The organism is Nocardia sp. CA-135398 (assembly GCF_050955845.1).
GTDB lineage: Bacteria > Actinomycetota > Actinomycetes > Mycobacteriales > Mycobacteriaceae > Nocardia.
On the sequence record NZ_CP192084.1, the window covers coordinates 6,222,517 to 6,243,937 of the forward strand.

General features: G+C 65.5%; 20 protein-coding genes. 7 read left to right on the plus strand and 13 right to left on the minus strand.

Going from position 1 to position 21,421, the window contains the following annotated elements; genetic code table 11:
- The first annotated feature begins 9 nt into the window (after window positions 1–9).
- On the plus strand, window positions 10–489 hold the full coding sequence (locus ACQP1T_RS27490; protein WP_433755950.1) for a VOC family protein: 480 nt from the start codon (window positions 10–12) through the stop codon (window positions 487–489).
- A gap of 38 nt (window positions 490–527) precedes the next feature.
- On the opposite strand, the gene uvrB is transcribed toward ACQP1T_RS27490, so the two are convergent.
- Window positions 528–2,711 (minus strand): excinuclease ABC subunit UvrB, encoded by a 2,184-nt coding sequence (gene uvrB, locus ACQP1T_RS27495; RefSeq protein WP_433755951.1) that lies wholly within the window; start codon window positions 2,709–2,711, stop codon window positions 528–530.
- Between the two features lie 263 nt (window positions 2,712–2,974).
- On the opposite strand from uvrB, the gene ACQP1T_RS27500 reads away from it, so the two are divergent.
- Together ACQP1T_RS27500 and ACQP1T_RS27505 are read left to right on the plus strand one after the other, a co-directional pair.
- Window positions 2,975–3,619: a DUF402 domain-containing protein gene (locus ACQP1T_RS27500; RefSeq protein WP_433755952.1), complete on the plus strand. Its 645-nt coding sequence runs from the start codon at window positions 2,975–2,977 to the stop codon at window positions 3,617–3,619.
- A 70-nt stretch (window positions 3,620–3,689) separates the two neighbouring features.
- Complete coding sequence (locus ACQP1T_RS27505) at window positions 3,690–4,214, plus strand: DUF402 domain-containing protein (protein ID WP_433755953.1); 525 nt, start codon at window positions 3,690–3,692, stop codon at window positions 4,212–4,214.
- A gap of 1 nt (window position 4,215) precedes the next feature.
- Here ACQP1T_RS27505 and coaE read toward each other — a convergent pair whose 3' ends face one another.
- Window positions 4,216–5,427, minus strand: a complete 1,212-nt coding sequence (gene coaE / locus ACQP1T_RS27510; RefSeq protein WP_433755954.1) for a dephospho-CoA kinase — start codon at window positions 5,425–5,427, stop codon at window positions 4,216–4,218.
- A gap of 296 nt (window positions 5,428–5,723) precedes the next feature.
- Here coaE and ACQP1T_RS27515 point away from each other — a divergent pair, with 296 nt between their 5' ends.
- Window positions 5,724–5,936 (plus strand): hypothetical protein, encoded by a 213-nt coding sequence (locus ACQP1T_RS27515; RefSeq protein ID WP_157110460.1) that lies wholly within the window; start codon window positions 5,724–5,726, stop codon window positions 5,934–5,936.
- 88 nt (window positions 5,937–6,024) lie between these two features.
- Here the strand turns inward: ACQP1T_RS27515 and ACQP1T_RS27520 are convergent, their stop codons facing one another.
- The 3 genes from ACQP1T_RS27520 to rpsA form a co-directional block, all read right to left on the minus strand.
- The gene (locus ACQP1T_RS27520) at window positions 6,025–7,569 is read right to left on the minus strand and encodes a phospholipase C (RefSeq protein ID WP_433755955.1); all 1,545 of its coding nucleotides are present in this window, start codon (window positions 7,567–7,569) and stop codon (window positions 6,025–6,027) included.
- A gap of 204 nt (window positions 7,570–7,773) precedes the next feature.
- Window positions 7,774–9,210 carry an SPFH domain-containing protein gene (locus tag ACQP1T_RS27525; protein WP_433755956.1) on the minus strand — a complete coding sequence of 479 codons (1,437 nt, stop codon included), beginning with the start codon at window positions 9,208–9,210 and terminating at the stop codon, window positions 7,774–7,776.
- 412 nt (window positions 9,211–9,622) lie between these two features.
- Window positions 9,623–11,092, minus strand: coding sequence for a 30S ribosomal protein S1 (gene rpsA / locus ACQP1T_RS27530; protein WP_433755957.1), 1,470 nt, complete (start codon window positions 11,090–11,092; stop codon window positions 9,623–9,625).
- A 291-nt stretch (window positions 11,093–11,383) separates the two neighbouring features.
- Between rpsA and ACQP1T_RS27535 the strand changes: the two genes are divergently transcribed.
- Window positions 11,384–12,238, plus strand: a complete 855-nt coding sequence (locus ACQP1T_RS27535) for a class I SAM-dependent methyltransferase (RefSeq protein WP_433755958.1) — start codon at window positions 11,384–11,386, stop codon at window positions 12,236–12,238.
- 83 nt (window positions 12,239–12,321) lie between these two features.
- Here the strand turns inward: ACQP1T_RS27535 and ACQP1T_RS27540 are convergent, their stop codons facing one another.
- Window positions 12,322–12,909, minus strand: coding sequence for a TetR/AcrR family transcriptional regulator (locus tag ACQP1T_RS27540; RefSeq protein ID WP_433755959.1), 588 nt, complete (start codon window positions 12,907–12,909; stop codon window positions 12,322–12,324).
- 43 nt (window positions 12,910–12,952) lie between these two features.
- On the opposite strand from ACQP1T_RS27540, the gene ACQP1T_RS27545 reads away from it, so the two are divergent.
- Complete coding sequence (locus ACQP1T_RS27545; protein ID WP_433755960.1) at window positions 12,953–13,849, plus strand: SDR family NAD(P)-dependent oxidoreductase; 897 nt, start codon at window positions 12,953–12,955, stop codon at window positions 13,847–13,849.
- 72 nt (window positions 13,850–13,921) lie between these two features.
- On the opposite strand, the gene ACQP1T_RS27550 is transcribed toward ACQP1T_RS27545, so the two are convergent.
- The 3 genes from ACQP1T_RS27550 to ACQP1T_RS27560 form a co-directional block, all read right to left on the minus strand.
- Window positions 13,922–14,092, minus strand: coding sequence for a toxin-antitoxin system HicB family antitoxin (locus ACQP1T_RS27550; RefSeq protein ID WP_433755961.1), 171 nt, complete (start codon window positions 14,090–14,092; stop codon window positions 13,922–13,924).
- A gap of 8 nt (window positions 14,093–14,100) precedes the next feature.
- A complete protein-coding gene (locus tag ACQP1T_RS27555; RefSeq protein WP_433755962.1) occupies window positions 14,101–14,985 on the minus strand; it encodes an SPFH domain-containing protein in 885 nt (294 codons plus the stop codon).
- 83 nt (window positions 14,986–15,068) lie between these two features.
- Entirely contained in the window at window positions 15,069–16,433 is a 1,365-nt protein-coding gene (locus tag ACQP1T_RS27560; protein WP_433755963.1) for an FAD-binding oxidoreductase, read from the minus strand.
- A gap of 71 nt (window positions 16,434–16,504) precedes the next feature.
- On the opposite strand from ACQP1T_RS27560, the gene ACQP1T_RS27565 reads away from it, so the two are divergent.
- Window positions 16,505–17,398, plus strand: a complete 894-nt coding sequence (locus ACQP1T_RS27565; RefSeq protein WP_433755964.1) for a LysR family transcriptional regulator — start codon at window positions 16,505–16,507, stop codon at window positions 17,396–17,398.
- A 2-nt stretch (window positions 17,399–17,400) separates the two neighbouring features.
- On the opposite strand, the gene ACQP1T_RS27570 is transcribed toward ACQP1T_RS27565, so the two are convergent.
- From ACQP1T_RS27570 to ACQP1T_RS27585, 4 genes are all read right to left on the minus strand, one after another.
- Window positions 17,401–18,153 carry an amino acid ABC transporter ATP-binding protein gene (locus ACQP1T_RS27570; protein WP_157110474.1) on the minus strand — a complete coding sequence of 251 codons (753 nt, stop codon included), beginning with the start codon at window positions 18,151–18,153 and terminating at the stop codon, window positions 17,401–17,403.
- Between the two features lie 41 nt (window positions 18,154–18,194).
- Window positions 18,195–19,157, minus strand: coding sequence for an amino acid ABC transporter permease (locus ACQP1T_RS27575; RefSeq protein WP_433755965.1), 963 nt, complete (start codon window positions 19,155–19,157; stop codon window positions 18,195–18,197).
- Between the two features lie 3 nt (window positions 19,158–19,160).
- On the minus strand, window positions 19,161–20,024 hold the full coding sequence (locus ACQP1T_RS27580; RefSeq protein WP_433762389.1) for an ABC transporter substrate-binding protein: 864 nt from the start codon (window positions 20,022–20,024) through the stop codon (window positions 19,161–19,163).
- 258 nt (window positions 20,025–20,282) lie between these two features.
- Window positions 20,283–21,341, minus strand: coding sequence for an isocitrate/isopropylmalate dehydrogenase family protein (locus ACQP1T_RS27585; protein ID WP_433762391.1), 1,059 nt, complete (start codon window positions 21,339–21,341; stop codon window positions 20,283–20,285).
- Window positions 21,342–21,421 lie beyond the last annotated feature (80 nt).

Genomic DNA, 21,421 nt, shown 5'->3' on the forward strand with positions numbered 1-21,421 from the left:
CTTATCGGCATGAGCGAAACAACGAACACCGTGAACCCCATCGCCGACGGTTACCACTCCATCACCTGCTTTCTGGCTGTCCCCGACGGCAATAAGGCAATCGAGTTCTACACCAACGTCTTCGAGGCCGAGGTGATCAGCCGCAACGATCTCCCCGACGGACAGCCGGCGCACGCCGAACTGAAGATCGGCGACTCGACCCTGCAACTGGGCATGCCCATTCCGGACAACAATCTGCTGGCTCCCAATGGCGAATGGGTGCACACCTCGATCGTGCACTACTGCCCCGACGTCGACGCTGTCATCGAGCGGGCCATCGAGAACGGCGCTCGTAGTGCGGAGGAACCGCAGACCTTCGTCACCGGCGACCGCTTCGGCGTGGTCATCGACCCCTTCGGCCACCGCTGGGCGGTGCTGACCAAGGTCGAGAATGTTTCCCGCGAAGAGGCCGAGCGCCGCGTCAACGAATGGCTGGCCACCCAGAGCTGAGTCACGCCGAGCCCGGCGGCGTCGAAAGACGCCGCCGCTCAACTCAACCCCGCGGCGTCCATCCCGCGCAGTTCCTTCTTCAGATCCGCGATTTCGTCGCGCAGTCGACCGGCCAATTCGAACTGCAACTCGCGAGCCGCATTCATCATCTGCGCGGTGAGTTCCTTGACCAGATCGGCCAATTCGGCCCGCGGCATGGACTTGACGTCGCGGCCCTCGTACACACCGGCGCTCACCGCCCGCCCCGGTTCGCCCTGGGCGCGGCGGCCCCGGCTGACATTGCGGCCGGAACCGCCGACGGCCACCTCGCTGTCGTCGGCCTCCTGATACACCTGGTCCAGAATGTCGGCGATCTTCTTGCGCAGCGGCTGCGGGTCGATGCCCATCGACTCGTTGTAGGCGATCTGCTTGGCCCGGCGCCGGTCGGTCTCCTCGATCGCGTGCTGCATCGAGTCGGTGATCTTGTCCGCGTACATGTGCACTTCACCGGAGACGTTGCGCGCCGCGCGGCCGATGGTCTGGATGAGGCTGGTGCTACTGCGCAGGAAGCCCTCCTTATCCGCGTCCAGGATCGCGACCAGGGACACCTCGGGCAGGTCGAGACCCTCGCGGAGCAGGTTGATGCCGACCAGCACGTCGTACTCGCCGAGTCGCAGCTGTCGCAGCAGCTCGACCCGACGCAACGTATCGATCTCCGAATGCAGATACCGCACCCGGACACCGAGTCCGAGCAGATAGTCGGTGAGATCTTCGGCCATCTTCTTGGTCAGCGTGGTGACGAGCACCCGTTCGTCGCGCTCGGTCCGCAGCCGGATCTCGTGCACAAGATCATCGATCTGGCCCTTGGTCGGCTTGACGACGACCTGCGGATCGACCAGACCGGTCGGCCGGATCACCTGCTCGACCACCTCACCACCGGCCTGGCCGAGTTCGTACGGCCCCGGCGTGGCCGACAGATAGACCGCCTGCCCGATCCGCTCGGCGAATTCCTCCCAGGTGAGCGGTCGGTTGTCGATCGCCGACGGCAGCCGGAACCCGTACTCGACCAGATTGCGCTTTCGCGACATATCGCCCTCGTACATGCCGCCGATCTGCGGAACGGTGACATGCGACTCGTCGATGACGAGCAGAAAATCGTCCGGGAAATAGTCCAGCAGCGTCGCGGGTGCGGACCCGGCCGGACGGCCGTCGATATGACGCGAGTAGTTCTCGATGCCCGAGCAGAACCCGACCTGGCGGATCATCTCGAGGTCGTACTGGGTACGCATACGCAGCCGCTGCGCCTCCAGTAGTTTGCCCTGGCGATCGAGCTCGGCCAGCCGCTGCTCGAGTTCGGCTTCGATCTCGCGGACAGCGCGCTCCATCCGCTCCGGCCCCGCGACATAGTGCGTGGCCGGGAAGATCCGGACGGTATCGACCTGCCGCACCACATCGCCGGTGAGCGGATGCAGGTAGTACAACGCCTCGATCTCGTCGCCGAAGAATTCGATGCGCACCGCGAGTTCCTCGTAGGACGGGATGATCTCGACAGTGTCACCGCGCACCCGGAAGGAACCGCGGGTGAAGGACATGTCGTTGCGGGTGTACTGCACATCGACCAGCAGTCGCAGGAATGCGTCGCGATCTATTTCGGTGCCGACGTCCAACTGCACCGAGCGATCCAGATACGACTGCGGCGTACCGAGACCGTAGATGCACGATACCGACGCGACCACCACGACATCGCGGCGCGAGAGCAGACTCGAGGTGGCCGAATGCCGCAGCCGCTCGACATCGTCGTTGATCGAGCTGTCCTTCTCGATATAGGTATCGGTCTGCGCGATATAGGCCTCGGGCTGGTAGTAGTCGTAGTACGAGACGAAGTACTCGACGGCATTGTTGGGCAACATCTCTCGCAGCTCATTGGCCAGCTGCGCGGCGAGGGTCTTGTTCGGCGCCATCACCAGCGTCGGCCGCTGCAGTCGCTCGATCAGCCACGCGGTGGTGGCCGATTTGCCGGTGCCGGTCGCGCCGAGCAGCACCACGTCACGCTCGCCCGCCTTGATGCGGCGCTCGAGTTCGGCGATGGCCGCGGGCTGATCGCCGGCCGGCCGGTGTTCGCTGACGACCTGGAACTGCCCATCGGCCCGCTCGATCTCCCCGACCGGCCGGAACTCCGAATGCGCCAGCGGGGTACCCCGGTCCTCGTAGCCTTCCGCCGGGATTTCGGTTGCGAATGCCATGGTGACCAGCCTAGGCGCAGGCACCGACAGATTCCGCGGCCCGGCGGATCCGCCGCCGACCGGCCCGGCACCGGATTACGATCGGCGTACGCTTTCGCGATCCGACGCACCGGCGCTGACGCACAATCCGTTACCTGTCCTATAGGGCAGGTAAACGGACATTAATGTCTGTTGCCGCAACGTAATTCGTCTCTTTTTCAGCATCAACGAAGCAGCTTCGGCGGGTGTAGCCTGATTTAGTTGTCGGACTTGAGGATGAGGCCATGAGTGCTCTGATTCCACTGCTTGCCGCCGCGCCCGCTGTGACCGGTATCGCCGGTTTCGTCGCGCGTGATTTCCGGGGGATCACTCCCCTGAGCCAGCCCACCACCACTGCCGCCGCACCGGGATCGCCGATGACCACCACCCAACTAAGACCGAAGATCGAACATTTCAATATCGCCGAGCTGACCATGACCGACCCCAAGGGTTTCGTGCGCCCGATCGACCGCGTGCACGTCGAGCCGTGGGGTCTGTATGTGGCGCGCACGGTCGGCGGTCCACGGATCCAATACATGGAGACCTGGCTGCTGCCCGAACTGTGGTTACGCGTCACGATCGTGCACTACCAGCCCGGACATCACCGCGACCTGGACTACTGCCTGCATATCGGCGAGTACACCCGGATCGAGCCCAAGCGCTGGAAGTCCATGGACCAGTACCTCGAGATCGCGGTGCGCCACTCCCGCGCGGCCGAACTGCGCGGCGTGAACGATCTGCTGGCGGCTCATTCGGCCGGTCTGATCGATACGACGCATGCGCATCACGCGCTGGAGCGGGCGACCAAGGCGATGGAGGGCCTGGCCGCGCACGGACACGAGGTCGAGCGGTGGCTTGCCGCCAAGGAGATCACACTGACCTGGATGTAGCCCCGATCCGGTCCGACCGACCGCTGCCGTACCACTCGACGGCGCGGCAGCGGCGGTAGATTCTATTTGCATGACACAGGCACCATCAGTGGACGTGCACAGGCCCAAGGTCGAGTACTTCAACCTCGCGGACCTGACCAACACGGACCCGAAGGGCTTCGTCCGGCCGGTCGAGCGCTACCGGACCGAGCCGTGGGGCCTGTACATGGCGCGCACCTCCGATCACCCGCAGTTCCACTACATCGAATCGTGGCTGCTGCCCGGGCTGGCCATTCGGGTGACGATCTTCCACTATCACCCCGCGCACCAGCGCGACCAGGACTACTACCTCGATCTCGGCCATTTCACCGAGGTCGGCCCGAAGAAGTGGAAGTCGGTGGACCACTACCTCGATATCGTGGTGCGCTCGGGGCGCGAGATCGAACTGCTCGACGTGGACGAGTTACTCGCCGCGCACACCGCGGGATTCATCACCCCGCCCGAAGCCCAGGCCGCCATCGAACACGCGTCCATCGCGATCGATGGCATCGCCGCCAACGGCTACTCTCTCGACAGCTGGCTCGAGACCCTCGACATCACCCTGACCTGGCTGTAGCTCAGCGTTCGACGCTGTCACGCCAGGCGGCGGCCCGCGCGTAGGCGGCGTCGAACCACGGTTCCTTCACATCCAGATACGCCAGCGTCGCCGCCTCGCCGGTCAGCCCGGCCGCCTTGGCCTCGCCTTCGCGCTTGACCTCCAGATACTCCGCACGCACCGCCGCGTCGGCAATCAGCCAGTCCCGGAACAGCAAGGCGAACTCCTGCCCCGGCGAACCCGCGACTCGGATATGCACATTCGCCAACCGCCCCGGATCGGCACTCTGGTGAAACCGCTTGGCCCACAATGCCGTATCGCTGCCCGCCGGATCCGCCGCCGTAGGCTTCGGATTATCGCCGGTGATATCGGGCCGCACCGGAAAACCGGCCGCCCCCAACGCCTCTCGCAGACCATCGGCGGCCGCCAGATCCGCGACGGTGATCTGCACATCGATCACATCCTTGGCGGGCAATCCCGGCACCGCGGTGGAGCCGATGTGGTCGATCCGCGATGCCGCCGCACCACAGGCCACCCACAGCCGAGCGATGAGCCGCCGCGCCTGCGTCGCCCACTCCGGGTTCGCGGGAACGACCCGCAGCTGCTTGCGCCGCGCCGGTGTCGCGGTGCGCAGGTTCTGCTCGAACGGCACCAGTCGCTGCGTCCACAACTGCCGCACAACCGGATCAATGGCGCCCGGCTCGCCGCTATTGTCCAACAGCACATCCGCGACAGCATGGCGCTGCTCATCGGTGGCCTGCGCCGAAATACGCGCGCGGGCATCCGTTTCGGAAACATCGCGGAATTCCACCAATCGCCGTATCCGCGTTTCCGCGGGAACGTCGACGATCAATACGAGATTCATCAGCGGCGCGAGACCGTTTTCCACCAGAAGTGGAATATCTTGAACGAGAATCGCATCCGACGGCGCGGCGGAAATCAATTCCGTGGTTCGTTTACCGACCAATGGATGGACAATCGAATTCAACGTGGCACGCGCTTCGTCGGATCCGAATGCCTTGGCCGCGAGCGCGGGCCGGTCGAGGCTGCCGTCGGCGGCGAGGATGTCGGGTCCGAACGCCGCCGCCAACGCCGTGAGGCCCTCGGTACCCGGCTCGACGACCTCCCTGGCGATCACATCGGAATCGACGATCACCGCGCCGAGATCGGCGAGAATCCGCGCCACCGTCGACTTGCCCGCTCCCATGCCTCCGGTGAGGCCGATCCGTAACATTCGACCAGTCTCGCATCCGCGCTATCGCGCCGAACGCAACCCCCTGTGCGCGCAATCCACCCAATCGGCCGGAATACCCACTCGCGTCGCCCATTCCACCTTGTGAAACACCATTTGCCCGATCCGTGACTGGGCCGAGACCATCTCGCAACATTTCCGGTCGATTCCCGCCGCCGAACGACGACTTTCCGACACGCCGAGGCAATTACTCGTGCAAAATACTGTGCCGAACACTTTCGTTCGACTAATCTTCGCCGTGGCGATCCAGGCCAGCACCAGCAAGCAAAGGAACACCATTGGGCACCAAAATCAACCAGGCGGGTCGCCACCGCCTGGGCAAGGCGGGGGGCATGCACTGCATCAAGCACCCCGCCGTCGCGGCAGCGCTCGCCGAGCACCGCCGCTCGTGGTTCACTGCTTTGATCAGCCCCGCTCGGCACAGCTTCGCGGCCATGCGAAAACGCTCCGCCGCCGCGACCGCGTACTGGGTGCCTGCGACCGCCAGCTGACTTCTGCCGCCCATCTGGTGACAAACCTCCGGTGACCCAGCCCTCTCAGGGCTGGGTCACTTCGTGCTGCCGTACCGGCTTCCGCGGCCTAGCCCCGCACGATGCCACTCGGACGGCGTCGCGAACCGGGTTGCTGGGTCGGCATCTGGTTGGGCGGCACCGGATACGGGACACCGGAGTTCGTGGTGCCCTGTGCGATATTCGGGCCGCATTGGGCGATCGCGGCATCCATCTTCGGCTTCGGATCACTGAGCACCGGCCTGGCCGCATTCGGGGTCGAGCCGAAATCGAAGGCCGAGGTCATATCGCCGGTGACGCTGCGCCGCCACCGTGTCAGGTTCGGCACCTCCACGCCGAAACGAGTCTCCAGCAGCCGCAACTGGGAGGTGTGATCGAAGGTCTCCGATGCGACAAGCCCGCCGCGGCTGTACGGCGAAAGCACCAGGCCGGGAACGCGATACCCCAAACCGATCGGACCCGCGATACCTTTGGCGGCCTTCACCCCATCCAGCGGGACGGTGACGAATTCACCCGGTGTGCCAGCGGGTGCGGTCGGCGGGGTGACGTGGTCGAAGAAGCCGCCGTTCTCGTCATAGCTGATGATCAGCGCGGTCTTCTCCCACACCTTCGGATTGGAGGTGAGGATATCGAGCAGCTGCACGATGCCGAACGCGCCGAACGCCGCCGGCAACGCGGGATGTTCGCAGTTGATCAAAGACGGAATCACCCAGGACACGGCGGGCAGCGTGTCGTTGGCGACATCGGCTTGAAAGTCGTTCGGGTACACCGGCGCAAGACCGCGCCGGGCCAATTCGGAATTCGGATCCGCGGATTGGGTGAAACAGCCGAGCATGCCGTCCAGGATCACCGAGGACAGCGGGCCCACATCCCGGTTGTTGTAGATCTTCCAACTGACGCCCGCCTCGGAGAGGTTCTCCGGGTAGGTCCGCCAGCTGTAGACGTGCTGCGGGATCAGTGTGGGCGTCTCCAGCAGCGGTCCACCCGCAACACCATCCGGGTCGATGGTGGCGCTGATCCAGTACAGCCGGTTCGGATCCGTCGGGCCGAGGACCGAACAGTGGTAGTTGTCGCAGATGGTGAACGCATCGGCGAGTTCGTGGTGGATCGGAATGTCCTCGCGCAGGTAGTAACCCATGGCCGCGGGCGCGTTGGCGGGGCCGACACTGGCGATGGACATCGGCATCCACTGATCGTTGGCGCCGTTGTTCCAAGCCTGGTGCATACCGCCCCAGCTGTGGTCCGGATCGTTGATGCATTCGCCGTCGAGGGTCGCGCCACGGGTGGTGTCGAGACGGAACGGGTTCACGAAACCGTCCGGGGTCGGACCGACACCGGGCGTCCAGCCGTACTGCTGCCAGGCCTTGGATGCCTCACCGAAGCCGCGCACGCCGGACATGGTGCCGAAATAGTGGTCGAAGGAACGGTTTTCCTGCATGAGCAGCACGAAATGCTCGATATCGCCGAGGCCGCCGGTCCCGGCCGGATCGGCGGCGTAGGCACGTTCGATGATCGGATCGGCCCAGGACGCCAGCGCGCCCACCGCTCCGGCCGCGGCGGCCTTCGCCAGGAACTGCCTACGGTTGAGACCGCTCAACGGACTCGCTGCGCACATGCGTGGTGTTCCCTTCCTTTGTGGCCAGGTCCGAATGGGCTCGGTCGAGCCGGATGTCGCCTATTCGCCTGCACCCTTGCCATCTACGTGCACCGACGCCAGAGCCTACGCGAGCCGACGTAGCGCCAAGCGATTCCGGTCGGCATGGCGCACGCCGCCTCGCCTCGTACCGCGCTGGCAGTCGAGATGATCTGCGGCGCAGCGCTACTCATCGAGCGCGGACCTGCTGGACTCCGGGACGGGCCGCGCTGTCGACCAGGCATCGAGCACGCGTGTCAGCTGGCCGATGAGCGTTGACAGTCCGGACAAGTCGCCGCCCAGCTGATAGGTCTTCAGCTCGGCGGGCGTCGGCAACTGCGCGACGATCTGTGGAAGCGAATCCACCAATTGCGCATGTGTGGCCGCAGCCGAGCGGTGATTCGTATTGTCGATCCGAATTCGATCCCGTTCCAGATCGAGCAGGGCGTCATCATGCGCTGCCCGCGCGCGACGGGCCGCGACGCCGATCTCACCGTCGAGTTCCAGCTCCCGCAATTCCAGCTTCCTGCGCAAGTTTTCGGCCTCTTCGCCGTGTTGCTCGCGCTCTAGCCGCAGCGCGTGCAGTGCGGTCTCCTTGGCGAGCTCGGCCACCGTGCGCTGATCGTCGTGTGCACGGGTGGTGCGCCGCAGCTGTTCCGCGGTCTCCCGGTCGAATCGAGCGGCCTCGCTGCGCGCTCGCAGTTCGGCCAATTCCCGCTCGTTCTCGATCCTGCGTTCCTCGGCGAGGCGATTCGCCTCGGTCTCGCGGGCCGAAAGTACTTCCTGCGCAGCGAGTTCGGCAAGGCGGGCAATCTGGTTCTGTTCGCTGCGGTAGGGCTTCTGCAGGTTCTCCCATAGCGTCGAGGAGCTGACCACCGCCTCCTTGATCTGCACCGTGACAATGCGCAGACCGAGCCCACGATCGCTGTCCGCCTTGGTATTTCGATCGGCGCTGCCCTCGGCGACCGCCCGCAGCCGCGCCGTCAACTCCTCGATGATCGGCTGCTTATCGCTGAGCACATCGCGCACGCCCATCGTGGAGACTTTGTCCTTGATGGCGGCCTCGGCCTGCTCGCGCAGCTGAATATTGACCAGCCGCATGGGATCTTCGGCATCGGAGAAGTCGAGCTTGCGATAGGCGGTGGCGAAATCCTCGATGATCCACTGCACATAGCCCTGTACCAGCACGCCCTGCAATTCACTGCAGATGCAGTAGGCATTGATGAGAATCGTCTGCATCGCGCCCGGCACAACGAGATACGAATCCGTCGCGGGATTGAAGCGGAACGACACCCCGAGTCCGATGTGCAGCGGTTCGCCGCGACCGCGGCGGGTGTGCACGACGAAGGCATTGGGCGGCACCAAAACCGTTTGCCAGCGCCAGAATCCGGTGACCCGAACCTCCACTGGGCCAGGGCCGCTACCCTGCGGTGTCGGCCCGACCCGATCCGCCCGCTTGGCGATCGCGCCGCGCGGCGCCGGACCGCCCGGTGCGGATGGCGCCCCGGCGAATGCCTGCGCGGGTGCGGGGGTCGGCTTGCGTGTCCGCAGATCCCCCTCCAGTGCCGCCTGCTGCGCCACCACTTGGTCGAGATATTCGTTCTTGCCCGGATTGCTCCCCATGCCCGCGCACACTACCGGCGAATCCGCAGAACTACCTGATGAATTCAGTTGACGCACACCCAACGCGCCAGGCGCGGAACGACTGCACTCAACCGGTGGCTCGGTGGGGTGCAGTTGGTGCCGGACTGGTCTTCAGCATGCGCGGCCGGAGCCACGTTTGCCGAATCATCGTAGGTCAGAGCACCTTTCGCCATTTCTTGGGGAGAGTTACCGTGGAGGTCAGGTCACCATCTGCGCGACGACCGAGGTCCAGGCGCTGCCACAGTAGGTCGGTTCGCCGTGTCGCTGTTGTTCTCGACACCGAGGCTCACGCAACGACATTGGCGAATCCTTAACATCCGCTGAAAGCTCCCGCGAGCAACACGAAGGCCCCGGTCCGAACGGACCGGGGCCTTCGCTACTGCTCTACGAATCAGGCGTTGCCGGAGAGCTTCTCCCGCAGGGCCGCGAGCTGGGCGTCGCTGGCGAGCGAACCGCCGGCGGTCTCGGCCTGGCCGGAGGACGCCTGCGAACCGCTCTCGGAGGAGTAGTTGCCCGACGCACCGCCGCCGTTCGCGGCCTCGGCCGCGGCGTCGGCCGCCATCTTCTCCATCTGCGCGGTGTGCATCTTGTGGCGACGCTCGGCCTCTGCGTACCGGCCTTCCCACTCTTCGCGCTGCTTGTCGAAGCCCTCGAGCCACTCGTTGGTGTCGGGATCGAAGCCCTCGGGGAAGATGTAGTTGCCCTGGTCGTCGTAGCTGTCGGCCATGCCGTACTTCGACGGGTCGAACTCGGCGTGGTAGTCCTCGTTCGCCTGCTTCAGCGACAGCGAGATCCGGCGACGCTCCAGGTCGATGTCGATGACCTTGACCATCGCGTCGTCGCCGACCGCGACGACCTGGTCCGGGACCTCCACGTGGCGCTCGGCCAGCTCGGAGATGTGCACCAGGCCCTCGATGCCCTCTTCGACACGCACGAACGCACCGAACGGAACCAGCTTGGTGACCTTGCCCGGCACGATCTGGCCGATCGCGTGGGTGCGGGCGAACTGACGCCACGGGTCTTCCTGGGTCGCCTTGAGCGACAGCGAAACCCGCTCGCGGTCCAGATCGACGTCGAGAACCTCGACGGTGACCTCGTTGCCGACCTCGACAACCTCGGACGGGTGGTCGATGTGCTTCCAGGACAGTTCGGAGACGTGCACCAGACCGTCGACGCCGCCGAGATCGACGAACGCGCCGAAGTTGACGATCGAGGAGACCACACCCTTGCGGACCTGGCCCTTCTGCAGCTGGTGCAGGAACTCGCTGCGGACCTCGGACTGGGTCTGCTCAAGCCAGGCGCGGCGGGACAGGACCACATTGTTGCGGTTCTTGTCCAGCTCGATGATCTTGGCCTCGATCTCCTTGCCGACGTAGGGCTGGAGGTCGCGGACCCGGCGCATCTCGACCAGGGAGGCCGGGAGGAAGCCGCGCAGACCGATGTCGAGGATCAGACCACCCTTGACGACCTCGATGACGGTGCCCTTGACGGCCTCGTCCTTCTCCTTGAGCTCCTCGATGGTGCCCCACGCCCGCTCGTACTGCGCCCGCTTCTTCGACAGGATCAGGCGGCCTTCCTTGTCCTCCTTGGTGAGAACAAGAGCCTCGACCTCATCGCCCACGGAAACGACCTCGTTGGGGTCGACATCGTGCTTGATGGAGAGTTCGCGAGAGGGGATGACGCCTTCGGTCTTGTAACCGATGTCGAGCAGGACCTCGTCGCGATCGACCTTGACGATGGTTCCTTCGACGATGTCGCCGTCGTTGAAGTACTTGATCGTGGCGTCGATGGCGGCGAGGAAGTCCTCGGCGGAGCCGATGTCGTTGACGGCTACCTGCGGCGAGGTGACGGTGGTGGGCATGTGTCGGTTTGCTCCGGACGGATTGTGGTCGGTTGCGGACATTGGAACTTTCGGTACGCTGCGATCTCACCGCGATGACGCGACGTGACGGACATAATGAACGTACCGCACGCAAACGCTTGTGAAACTCAGCACGGGTGTTGGCGTTACTTCTGTACAGTTGCCGCCGCAGATTGTTACTGCAATGACACCGGTACGGGCAGTACCCAAGGCACTCGCGCGTTCAGCGTACGCGACCTTGGTCCAGCCGGGCAAACCGGTCCCGACGCCACGCCGGGATAGTCTGACGACGTGTCGGAAGATCGTCATACGCAGGCAAACGCACTGCTCGGGACCACCGCGACCGCGCGGACCAGAATCGGTTCGGCCGCCAGCCAGCAGGCCAGTCGGCGCTGGTGGGACGCCGATGCCGACCAGTATCACGAAACCCACGCCGACTTTCTCGGCGTCGACTCCCCCGAGGGCGAGTTCATCTGGTGCCCGGAGGGTCTGCACGAGGGCGATATGCATTTCCTCGGCGAGGTCGCGGGCAAGCGGATCCTGGAGATCGGGTGCGGATCCGCGCCGTGTTCACGCTGGTTGGCGGGCCAGGGCGCGCGCCCGGTAGGACTCGATCTGTCCATGGGGATGCTCGCGCGCGGACTCGCGGCAATGGCGCGCGGCGGGCCGCGGGTGCCCTTGGTGCAGGCAGGGGCGGAGGCACTGCCGTTCGCCGATGAATCCTTCGACCTGGCGTGTTCGTCCTTCGGCGCCGTCCCATTCGTCGCGGACTCCGAACAGGTGATGCGCGAGGTTGCGCGGGTGTTGCGGCCGGGCGGTCGCTGGGTGTTCTCGGTGAACCATCCGATGCGCTGGATATTTCCGGACGACCCAGGGCCCGCCGGTTTGACCGCCTCGATCCCCTATTTCGACCGCACGCCATATGTAGAGGTCGACAGTGCGGGCACGCCGACCTACGTCGAACACCACCGCACCATCGGCGATCGGGTGCGCGAGATCGTTGCCGCCGGGCTGCTGCTCGACGACATCGTCGAACCGGACTGGCCGGAATGGCTGGAGCGGGAGTGGGGTCAGTGGAGTCCGCTGCGTGGCGAGTTGTTCCCCGGCACCGCCATTTTCGTCACCCACAAACCGGTCAACACGTAGTTCTCAGAACGCCGGGAGGGCCGCGAAGTTCGGATCGAGGCGGGCGGCGGTGCTGTCGCTCGCGCTCGGCCTGAGACACCGAATCAGATACCGGCCGATCGGAATCCGTCGAGTAATGCGGCTCGCGCATCGCCGATGTGCGAGCCGAGGTCCCCGCCGGTGCGCAACCAGATCTCATAGCCCGCGAAGAAACAGGCCATGCCGACCTTGGCCCAGAGCAGCGGCCGCACATCGGTGCCCGCCGCTACCCCCGATCGGCGCGCAAGGTGTACGGCGACAAGAGATTCCACTGCATTGCGTTTGGCCAGCTCGCGAGCCTGCAGGGCCGGGTTGGCCGCGATCAGCGCATCGCGGGCGCGCGCGTCGGCGAGTCGGTCGGCGAAGCGTTCGACCAGCGGGCCGATGACGGCGGCCATGGTCTCCTCCGGGGATTCGTCGGCCGGGCGGTCGGCCAGCAGCCTGGCCAGTTCCGCGCGATGTTCGTCGTCCTCGGCGAAGAGCAATTCGTCCTTGCTCGCGTAGTAGCGGTGCAAGGTGCGCGTCCCCACCTCGGCCTCGGCGGCGATATCCGCCACGGTCACGGCGTCGTACCCGCGCTCGACGAACAACCGCAGCGCGGCATCGGCGATCGCGCGCCTGGTCCGCTCCTTCTTCCGATCCCGCAACGACATCCGAGTATTGTCGCACAGCGCGCCATATGGCAGACTCTGCCATATGACAACAAGTGACAGAACTGTTGTGATCACCGGCGGCACCAGCGGACTCGGCCGCGAATGCGCCAGGGCACTCGCCGCCGAGCCACGGTGGACGGTCGTCGTGACCGGGCGCGACGCCGACCGCGCCCAGGCGGAAGCCGGCGCCATCGGCGCACAAGCAGTAACGCTCGACCTCGGCGCACTGGCCTCCGTCGCGCATTTCGCCGCCGAATTCCGCAGCCGCGGACTGCCCCCGTTGCGCGCACTGGTGTGCAATGCCGGACTGCAGTTCACCCGCCGCAGCTACACCGAAGACGGCGTGGAAGCCACCTTCGGCGTCAACCACCTCGGGCACGTCGCTCTGGTCCGAGCACTGGTCGACGATCTGATCGCACCCGCGCGCATCGTCTTCGTCACCTCGGGTACGCACAATCCGGATCAGTTCACCGGCATGCCCGATCCGCTGGATACCAATGTCCGCGAACTCGCCTACCCACCCGATCCGACCGAATCCGCGCAGCGCGACGGACGTCGCCGCTACAGCACCTCTAAGTTGGCGAATCTGCAGACCACCTACGAATTGGCGCGCCAGTTCGAGACGCGCGGCATCACGGTGAATGCCTTCGATCCGGGACTGATGCCGGGCACCGGACTCGCCAGGGATGCCGGAGCGGCGGCAAAACTGTTGTGGCGCACGGTCGCTCGGGGTCTGGTGCTATTGCCCGGCGTGAATACGCCGCGCCGATCGGGCGAGGATCTCGCGTGGCTGGTCACCGATCCGTCGCTCGACAAGGTGACCGGCCAGCATTTCGTGGGCCGTACCGCGAAACCGTCATCGCCGGCGTCCTATGACCGCGACGCGCAACACGCGCTGTACGCCGACAGTCTCGACCTCCTCGGCGAACTCGCGCACTGACACCTCGACAGCCGACGATGCCGAACACCCGTGTGTGGGCGTTCGGCATCGTTGCGCCAGAGCCCATTCCGGCTACTCGTCAGCCGGCTTCGATTTCGCCACGCGCCCCGCCTGTTTCAACGCGAGGCGCAGTGCGTACTCGATCTGGGCATTGATACTGCGCAGGTCGTCGGCGGCCCATTGGGCAATGGCCTCGTGTATCGCCGGGTCCAGGCGTAGCAGGATCTTCTTGCGCTCGGCCATCAGGCGACTCAGGAGTAGAGCGAGCCGGTATTGACGACGGGTTGGGTGGCGCGGTCACCGCAGAGGACGACCAGCAGGTTGGAGACCATGGCAGCCTTGCGTTCCTCGTCGAGTTCGACAACGCCCTGTTCGGCGAGCCGGTCCAGCGCGAGGCGGACCATGCCGACCGCGCCCTCGACAATGCGGGTGCGCGCGGCGACCACCTGGGCCGCCTGCTGCCGCACGAGCATGGCCTGGGCGATCTCGGGCGCGTAGGCGAGGTGGGTGATCCTGGCCTCGATGACCTCGATGCCCGCCAGATCGGTGCGGTCGCGCAGTTCGATGGTCAACTCCTCGGCCACCTCGGCGCCGTCGCGCAGACTGGTGGTGTTCTGGTCGTGCCCGTCATAGGGGTGGGTCGTGGCCAGGTGTCGCACGGCCGCCTCGGATTGGGTCTCCACGTACTCCTCGTAGTCGTCGACCGAAAATGCAGCCTTGAAGCTGTCGACCACCCGGTAGACCACCACGGCGGCGATCTCCACCGGATTGCCGTCGGCATCGTTCACCTTGAGCTTCTGGGTCTCGAAGTTGCGTACCTTCAGCGAGATGCTGCGGCGGTCGGTAAACGGCACAACGGAGTAGAAGCCTGGTTCGCTCAGTGAGCCGATGTAGCGGCCGAAGAACTGAACGACCTTGGCCTCATTGGGATTGACCACGGTCAGCCCGGTGACCAGCAGCAGGAGCACGACTACGAGCACGGTCGCGATGATCGCGCCGACCATGGCGGGCACATTGTCGTTGTGCGCGGCCACCGCGTATCCGGCGATGGCGCCGCCACCGATCAGGAGCGTGAGGACAAACCACGAGACCAATACGAGAAAGCCGTTGACGTGGAACGCCGACCGAAGCTTCATGACATCCTCCGAGTATCAAAGTGATATCACGAAGATAGCACTCGACCGCCCCCGGCGACAGGTGCCGGGGGCGGTCGCGATGGTCAGTTCGCGGGTGCGATGTTGCGGTTGAAGCGGAACATGTTGCGCGGGTCGTACTTCGCCTTCAGCGCGGCCAGCCGGGCGTAGCTGTCCGGTGCATAGCCACCTCGGGTCTGCGCCTCGTCGGCGGCGGCACCCGCGCCGTAGAGGAAGTTCAGGCTGTAACCCACGGTCCACGGCGCGAGTGCCGCGCGGACTGCCGCATGGTCCTCGGGTGCGGCGTCACCCGCATCGGGGCCGGGCATGGTGATGACGCGAACGATGTACTCGGCGTCCCGGTTGTCCACGCTGATCCCCGCGGGTCCCCGCCTGCCCAGCGCTCCGCCGAGGTGGCGAATATCGACCACCGCCTGGATCGACGACGCGGGTCCGGTGGCCTCGACCAAGGCCGACAAGGTTTCTCCGGTGAGCTCACCGAGCAGTGCATTGGTGGCGGCGTAGGCATGCGGGTGATCGGGATCGCTGTGGATGGTGTGCGATTCGGTGTACGGCATGACCCGCAGGTCATCCTTCAGACGATCCCCGACCGCGCGCAATGGCGCGACCAGACGCGCACCCTCCTCGGCGGATCCGTTGTAGACGATCCGAATCGATGCGACATAGCGTCCGCGCAGCGGTTCCGGAATCTGCGGAATGGGCGGGAAGGTCATCACGGTGACCGTCGACGTCAACTCGTCGGGCAGCGTTGCGGTCCAGTCCTTCCAGGCTGCCAGGGCTTGCTCGACCAATGGTGTATCGAAGACCAACTGGCCGCCGTAGACGGTGGCGACCGGAACCAACTCCAGTTCCAGCGCGGTCACCACGCCGAAGTTGCCGCCGCTGCCGAGCACCGCGCCGAAGAGCTCGTCGCCCGGGGTCAGCGTGCGAACCCGACCGTCCGCCGTGACGATCTCGATGACGCGCACATGTTCGGCGGCGTAGCCGAATTGCCGTGCCAGCAGACCCAATCCGCCGCCGAGGCTGTAGCCGACGACCCCGACCGACGGCGAGGATCCGTTCAACGGCGCCAGTCCGTACGGTGCGGCGGCCTCGACCAGCGCGCCCGCCCGCACTCCGGCGCCGACGCGGGCGGTGCGCGTCTGCGGATCGATTCGGATATCGGTCATCCGGCGTGTGCTGATCAGCACACCGCCGTCGGCCGCGACCGAAAGGCCGTGCCCGGTGGCCTGGACCGCGACCGGAAGTCCTTGGCGCGCGGCATATTCCACCGCACTGCGCACGTCCTCGGCGTGCACCGCGCCGACGACCAGTGCCGGGCGGTGGTGGTATGCGGCCTGGAAGCCTGCGATCTCTTCGTCGTATCCGCCATCGCCAGGACGGAAGACCGGGCCGGTGAAGATGTCGATGATCTCTGCGATGTTTCCCATGCCTCAGACAATGCCGCGAGCCGAGTCAGAAGTACAACAGATAGTTCTGCTCGATCCTATAATCAACAGTTATGGAACTGCGCCAGCTCCGCTACTTCGTCACCGTGGTCGAGGAAGCCAATTTCACCCGTGCCGCCGCCCGATTGCACCTGGCTCAACCCGGTCTCAGCGCACAGATTCGCCAGCTCGAACACGAACTGGGACAACCGTTGCTGGATCGCGGCGGCCGCTCGGTGACCTTGACCGAGGTGGGCGCGGCGGTGCTACCGCATGCCAGGGCCGCGCTGGCGGCGACCGAGCGGATCACCGCGACGGTGGACGAATTCACCGGACTGCTGCGCGGCCACGTCCGCCTCGGTTGCATCTCCGGCGCGGGCGACGAGGAATTCGACATCTCCTCGGTGCTCGCGGATTTTCACGACGACCACCCGCAGGTCGGCATCAGCCTGACCGAGGACACCTCCGAACGGATGCTCGCGGCGGTGCGCAGCGGTGAGCTGGATATCGCCCTGGTCGGGTTGACCGGCGCGCAGATCGGCGCCGAGATCGGCATCGACGTCGTGCTCGATACCCCGGTGGTCGCAGCCCTCGCGCCCGGCGGCACGAAGCGTGCCTCGATCACCCTGGAGCAGTTGCGCGGGCAACCGCTGATCTGTCTACCGCGCGGCACCGGCATCCGCGGCGTATTCGATCGCGCCTGTGCCGCAGCGGGATTCGAGCCCGATATCGCATTCGAGGCCGCCGCTCCCCCGCTCTTGCTCCGACTCGCCGCCCGCGGCCTCGGCATCGCGGTGGTGCCCGCGCTGACCACCGAGGAGGCCGCGGCATTCGGTGTCCGGGTACTGCCGATCACCGAACCGGAGCTGCGCGGACAACTCGCGCTGGCGTGGCGGCGCGATCGTCCGGGCAGTCCGGCGGCGAAAGTCCTACTCGGACAACTCCGTATCGGCTTGGGCGGGAGCTGAATTCAGAGCAGACGCGACAGGAATGCCTTGGTGCGTTCATGTTTCGGGTCGGCGAGCATTTCGCGCGGATTACCCGCCTCCACGACCACACCGCCGTCCATGAACACCAGTTGGTCGGCAACCTCACGGGCGAAACCCATTTCGTGGGTCACCACTACCATCGTCATGCCGTCGGCGGCGAGTTCCCGCATGACCCCGAGCACCTCGCCGACCAACTCCGGATCCAGCGCCGAGGTCGGCTCGTCGAAGAGCATCAGCTTGGGATCCATGGCCAGCGCGCGGGCAATGGCGACGCGCTGCTGTTGACCGCCGGAGAGCTGGGCCGGATAGGCATTCGCCTTGTCCCCCATACCGACTCGGTCCAGTAGCTCATGCGCCCGCGCCGTCGCATCCGCCTTGCGGATGCCCTTCACCTGAATGGGCGCCTCGACAATGTTCTCCAGCGCGGTCCGATGCGGGAAGAGGTTGAAATGCTGGAAAACCATGCCGATATCGCGCCGCTGCTTGGCCGCATCACGCGGATGCAATTCGTAGAGTTTGCCACCCTTTTCGCGATAGCCGATGAGATCGCCGTCGACATAGAGCCGACCCGCATTCACCTGCTCGAGGTGGTTGATACAGCGCAGGAAGGTCGATTTCCCCGATCCCGAAGGCCCGATCAGGCACAGCACATCGCCACGGCCGACCTCGAGCGAAATGCCCTTGAGCACTTGCAGCGCACCGAAGTTCTTGCACACCCGATCCGCGCGGATCATCGGCTGTGCGCCGGTCGGCTCGACCTTGTCTGTCGTCACGCTCATTTCGCCTTCACAATCGTCTGAGCGTCGGCCAATTCCTGCAACTGCTTGGCGGTCAGCTGCCGGGACGCGCCTCGCGAGTAGTAGCGCTCCAGGTAATACTGACCGACCATCAGCAAGCTGGTGACCGCGAGATACCAAGTGGCAGTGACCAAAAGCAATGGAATCGGCTGGAAGTTCACGCCGTAGATATCACGGGCCCGCCCGTACAGATCGGTGCTCAACGGGATCGCCGTGACCAGCGCGGTGGTCTTCAGCATGCCGATGAGCTCATTACCGGTCGGCGGGATGATCACCCGCATGGCCTGGGGCAGCACGGTCCTGCGCATGGTCTGCGACCACGACATGCCGAGCGCGGTCGAGGCCTCGCGCTGCCCCTCGCCGACGGAATTGATTCCGGCACGGACGATTTCGGCCATATACGCGGCCTCGTTCAGGGCGAGGCCGATCACCGCGAAGGTGAACGCGGCCTGCAATCCCTGCACGTCGACCCGCACGAACTCGGGCCCGAACGGCACACCGAGCTGGATCGACTTGTACAGCGACGGGAACAGACCCCAGAAGACCAACTGCACGAAAACCGGTGTGCCACGGAAGATCCAGAGATACACCCACGCCACGGCGCGCAGCACCGGGTTCGGCGAAAGACGCATCACCGCGAGCAACGCGCCGAGCACGATGGCGATCGCCATCGCGAGCACGGTCAGCTCGAGGGTGACCACGGCGCCGGAGGCGATCCGGCTGTCGAACAAATACTTTCGATAGGTGCCCCATCCGTACGCGGGATTGGTGGCCGCGCCGTAGATGAAGAGCCCGAGCAGGGCGAGGATGATCGCCGCGGCGATCCAGCGGCCCGGCCTGCGTAGTGGAACGGCCTTGATCGGCTCCGGTTCTGCCGCGTCGATCGGCCCGCCGGGCCCGGTGTTGTCGCCGGGCGCCGACGTGGTTTCGGATGACGACATCGATCAGCTCGCGGCGCCGTTGATGACCGACTTGGTGATCGCGCCTTCCTGCACACCCCAGTTCTTGGTGATCTCCACGTACTTACCGTTGTCGATCAGGTGCTGGACGGCGGCCTGCAGCGCCTTGCCGAGCGCCGAACCCTTGGGGATGGCCCAGCCGTAGGGTGCGGAGTCGAAGACCTTGCCCGCCGCCTCGATCTTGCCGTCGCTCTTCTTGATCGCGTACGCGGTCACCGGCGAATCCGCCGACATCGCATCGACCTGGCCGAGTACCAGCGCGTTGGTCGCCGCGCTCTGCTCGTCGAACGGCTTCTTATCGATGGCGGGCTTGCCCTCCGCCTCGCACTTCTTGCTGCGCGCCGGGATCTCGTCGGTGTCCTGAACCGTGGTGGCTTGCACCGCGACCCGCTTACCGCAGGCATTGTCCGGGTCGACCGGCTTCCCCGTCTGCTGCGCCCACTGGCTGCCCGCGTTGAAGTAGGTGGTGAAGTCGACGCTCTGTTCGCGTTCCTTCGAGTCGGTGATGGAGGACATGCCGACGTCGTAGGTGCCCGCCTGGATCGCGGGAATGATCTTCTCGAAGGATGATTCGACGTATTCGGCCTTGAGACCGAGGGTCGCGGCGACCGCATCCATCAGGTCGACATCGAAGCCGACGATCTTGCCGCTCGGATCCTTGTACTCATTGGGCTGATAGGGGATATTCACTCCGACGACGAGCTTGCCCGACTGCTTGATCTTGTCCGGGAGCAGCGCGGCGGCCGTATCGAACTTGTCGATACCCTGCACCTTCGCCACCGCGGGCGAATCGTCCTCGGAGTTGCTACAGCCCGTCAACACCAGTGCACCACCGGCGAGTACGCACATCGCTTGCAGGGCGCGCCTGCCAAGAACCGATCGAACAGACACAGCAGCCCTCCACATTTCGGATTCGAGAAACCCGGGTGTCACCACCCGTTTGGCAATCTAAGCGATCGTGGCGTTTCGTGCTGGACAGTAACGGAAGATTATCCGTTCCGTGCGGAACACTCCGAGCACAGCAAACACTCAGGCACCGGCGCTGGACCCTACCGGACGGTCCGATGTTCGAATGAATCGGGTTCCTGGTCGCCGCGCCGCTCCGGGTCAGCGCCGGTGCACCCTGGCGCCGACCTGCTCGGTGAATTCACTGGTCGAGGCGAGACCGCCCAGGTCGGCGGTGGCGATGCCCGCGGCAAAGGTGGCCGCGACAGCGCGTTCGATACGTTCACCCGCACTCGACAGCGTGCGATTGTTGTCGCGAATTCCCAGCCAGTGCAACAACATTGCCGCCGAGAGCTGTAGCGCCGCCGGGTTTGCGCGATTGTGTCCGGCCAGTGTCGGCGCGGCGCCGTGTACCGCCTGGGCCATCGCCTTGGTCGCCGAGCAGTTGAGCGATGCGGCGAGGCCGAGCGAGCCGCTCAGCTCGCCCGCGAGATCGGAGAGGATGTCCCCGAAGAGGTTCTCGGTGACCAGCACGTCGTAGTAGCGGGCCGCACGGACCAGATGGGCGGCGGCCGCGTCGACATGTTCGTCGTCGACCTCGACGCCCGGATAGCCGCGGGCGACCTCATAACAGACGTCACGGAACAGGCCCATGGTCATGGGCAGCACATTGGCCTTGTGCACGATGGTGACCCGCTTGCGCCGCGCGGCCGCGAGCCGGAAGGCCTCGTGCGCGATCCGCTCACAGGCCTGCCTGGTAATCAGGCCGACCGCCATCGCCACGTCCGGGGTGGGCCGGAACTCGCCCGACCCGGCGAACATATTGCGGTCGGCGTAGAAACCCTCGCTGTTCTCCCGGACGATCACCAGGTCGATATCGGGAGCGCTCGCCTTGATTCCGGCGAAGGCACGGGCAGGGCGGATATTCGCGTAGAGCCCGAAGCGTTTGCGGATGACGCCACCTGGCGCGATTCGAAGTTCGGGCGGGTAGGCGGCATTGTCGTGCGGGCCGAGGATCCAGGCGTCGAGTTCGTCGAGAGCCGCGAGCGTCTGCTCCGGCAGCGGATCGCCGAATTCCTCGATGGCGCGTTGCCCCATCGGCAACCGAACCCAGTCGACCGAGGGCGCGCCGACCGCGGCGAGTGCTTCGTCGACCACCGCGCTGGTGGCGCGGACCACCTCGGGGCCGATGCCGTCACCTTCGATGAGGCCGAGACGCATACGGTTCACCGGGCCATCCTCCCGCGCCACGGTTCGTGCGCCGACAACTGGGCCGCGTGTTCGCCGCCCATCGAGCCGCG

Bases quoted from the DNA above. Each gene is read 5' to 3' on its own strand.
- ACQP1T_RS27490 (WP_433755950.1), top strand. From the start codon at position 10: ATGAGCGAAACAACGAACACCGTGAACCCCATCGCCGACGGTTACCAC.
- uvrB (WP_433755951.1), bottom strand. From the start codon at position 2,711: ATGGCATTCGCAACCGAAATCCCGGCGGAAGGCTACGAGGACCGGGGT.
- ACQP1T_RS27500 (WP_433755952.1), top strand. From the start codon at position 2,975: ATGAGTGCTCTGATTCCACTGCTTGCCGCCGCGCCCGCTGTGACCGGT.
- ACQP1T_RS27505 (WP_433755953.1), top strand. From the start codon at position 3,690: ATGACACAGGCACCATCAGTGGACGTGCACAGGCCCAAGGTCGAGTAC.
- coaE (WP_433755954.1), bottom strand. From the start codon at position 5,427: ATGTTACGGATCGGCCTCACCGGAGGCATGGGAGCGGGCAAGTCGACG.
- ACQP1T_RS27520 (WP_433755955.1), bottom strand. From the start codon at position 7,569: ATGTGCGCAGCGAGTCCGTTGAGCGGTCTCAACCGTAGGCAGTTCCTG.
- ACQP1T_RS27525 (WP_433755956.1), bottom strand. From the start codon at position 9,210: ATGGGGAGCAATCCGGGCAAGAACGAATATCTCGACCAAGTGGTGGCG.
- rpsA (WP_433755957.1), bottom strand. From the start codon at position 11,092: ATGCCCACCACCGTCACCTCGCCGCAGGTAGCCGTCAACGACATCGGC.
- ACQP1T_RS27540 (WP_433755959.1), bottom strand. From the start codon at position 12,909: ATGTCGTTGCGGGATCGGAAGAAGGAGCGGACCAGGCGCGCGATCGCC.
- ACQP1T_RS27545 (WP_433755960.1), top strand. From the start codon at position 12,953: ATGACAACAAGTGACAGAACTGTTGTGATCACCGGCGGCACCAGCGGA.
- ACQP1T_RS27550 (WP_433755961.1), bottom strand. From the start codon at position 14,092: ATGGCCGAGCGCAAGAAGATCCTGCTACGCCTGGACCCGGCGATACAC.
- ACQP1T_RS27555 (WP_433755962.1), bottom strand. From the start codon at position 14,985: ATGAAGCTTCGGTCGGCGTTCCACGTCAACGGCTTTCTCGTATTGGTC.
- ACQP1T_RS27560 (WP_433755963.1), bottom strand. From the start codon at position 16,433: ATGGGAAACATCGCAGAGATCATCGACATCTTCACCGGCCCGGTCTTC.
- ACQP1T_RS27565 (WP_433755964.1), top strand. From the start codon at position 16,505: ATGGAACTGCGCCAGCTCCGCTACTTCGTCACCGTGGTCGAGGAAGCC.
- ACQP1T_RS27570 (WP_157110474.1), bottom strand. From the start codon at position 18,153: ATGATCCGCGCGGATCGGGTGTGCAAGAACTTCGGTGCGCTGCAAGTG.
- ACQP1T_RS27575 (WP_433755965.1), bottom strand. From the start codon at position 19,157: ATGTCGTCATCCGAAACCACGTCGGCGCCCGGCGACAACACCGGGCCC.
- ACQP1T_RS27580 (WP_433762389.1), bottom strand. From the start codon at position 20,024: ATGTGCGTACTCGCCGGTGGTGCACTGGTGTTGACGGGCTGTAGCAAC.
- ACQP1T_RS27585 (WP_433762391.1), bottom strand. From the start codon at position 21,341: ATGCGTCTCGGCCTCATCGAAGGTGACGGCATCGGCCCCGAGGTGGTC.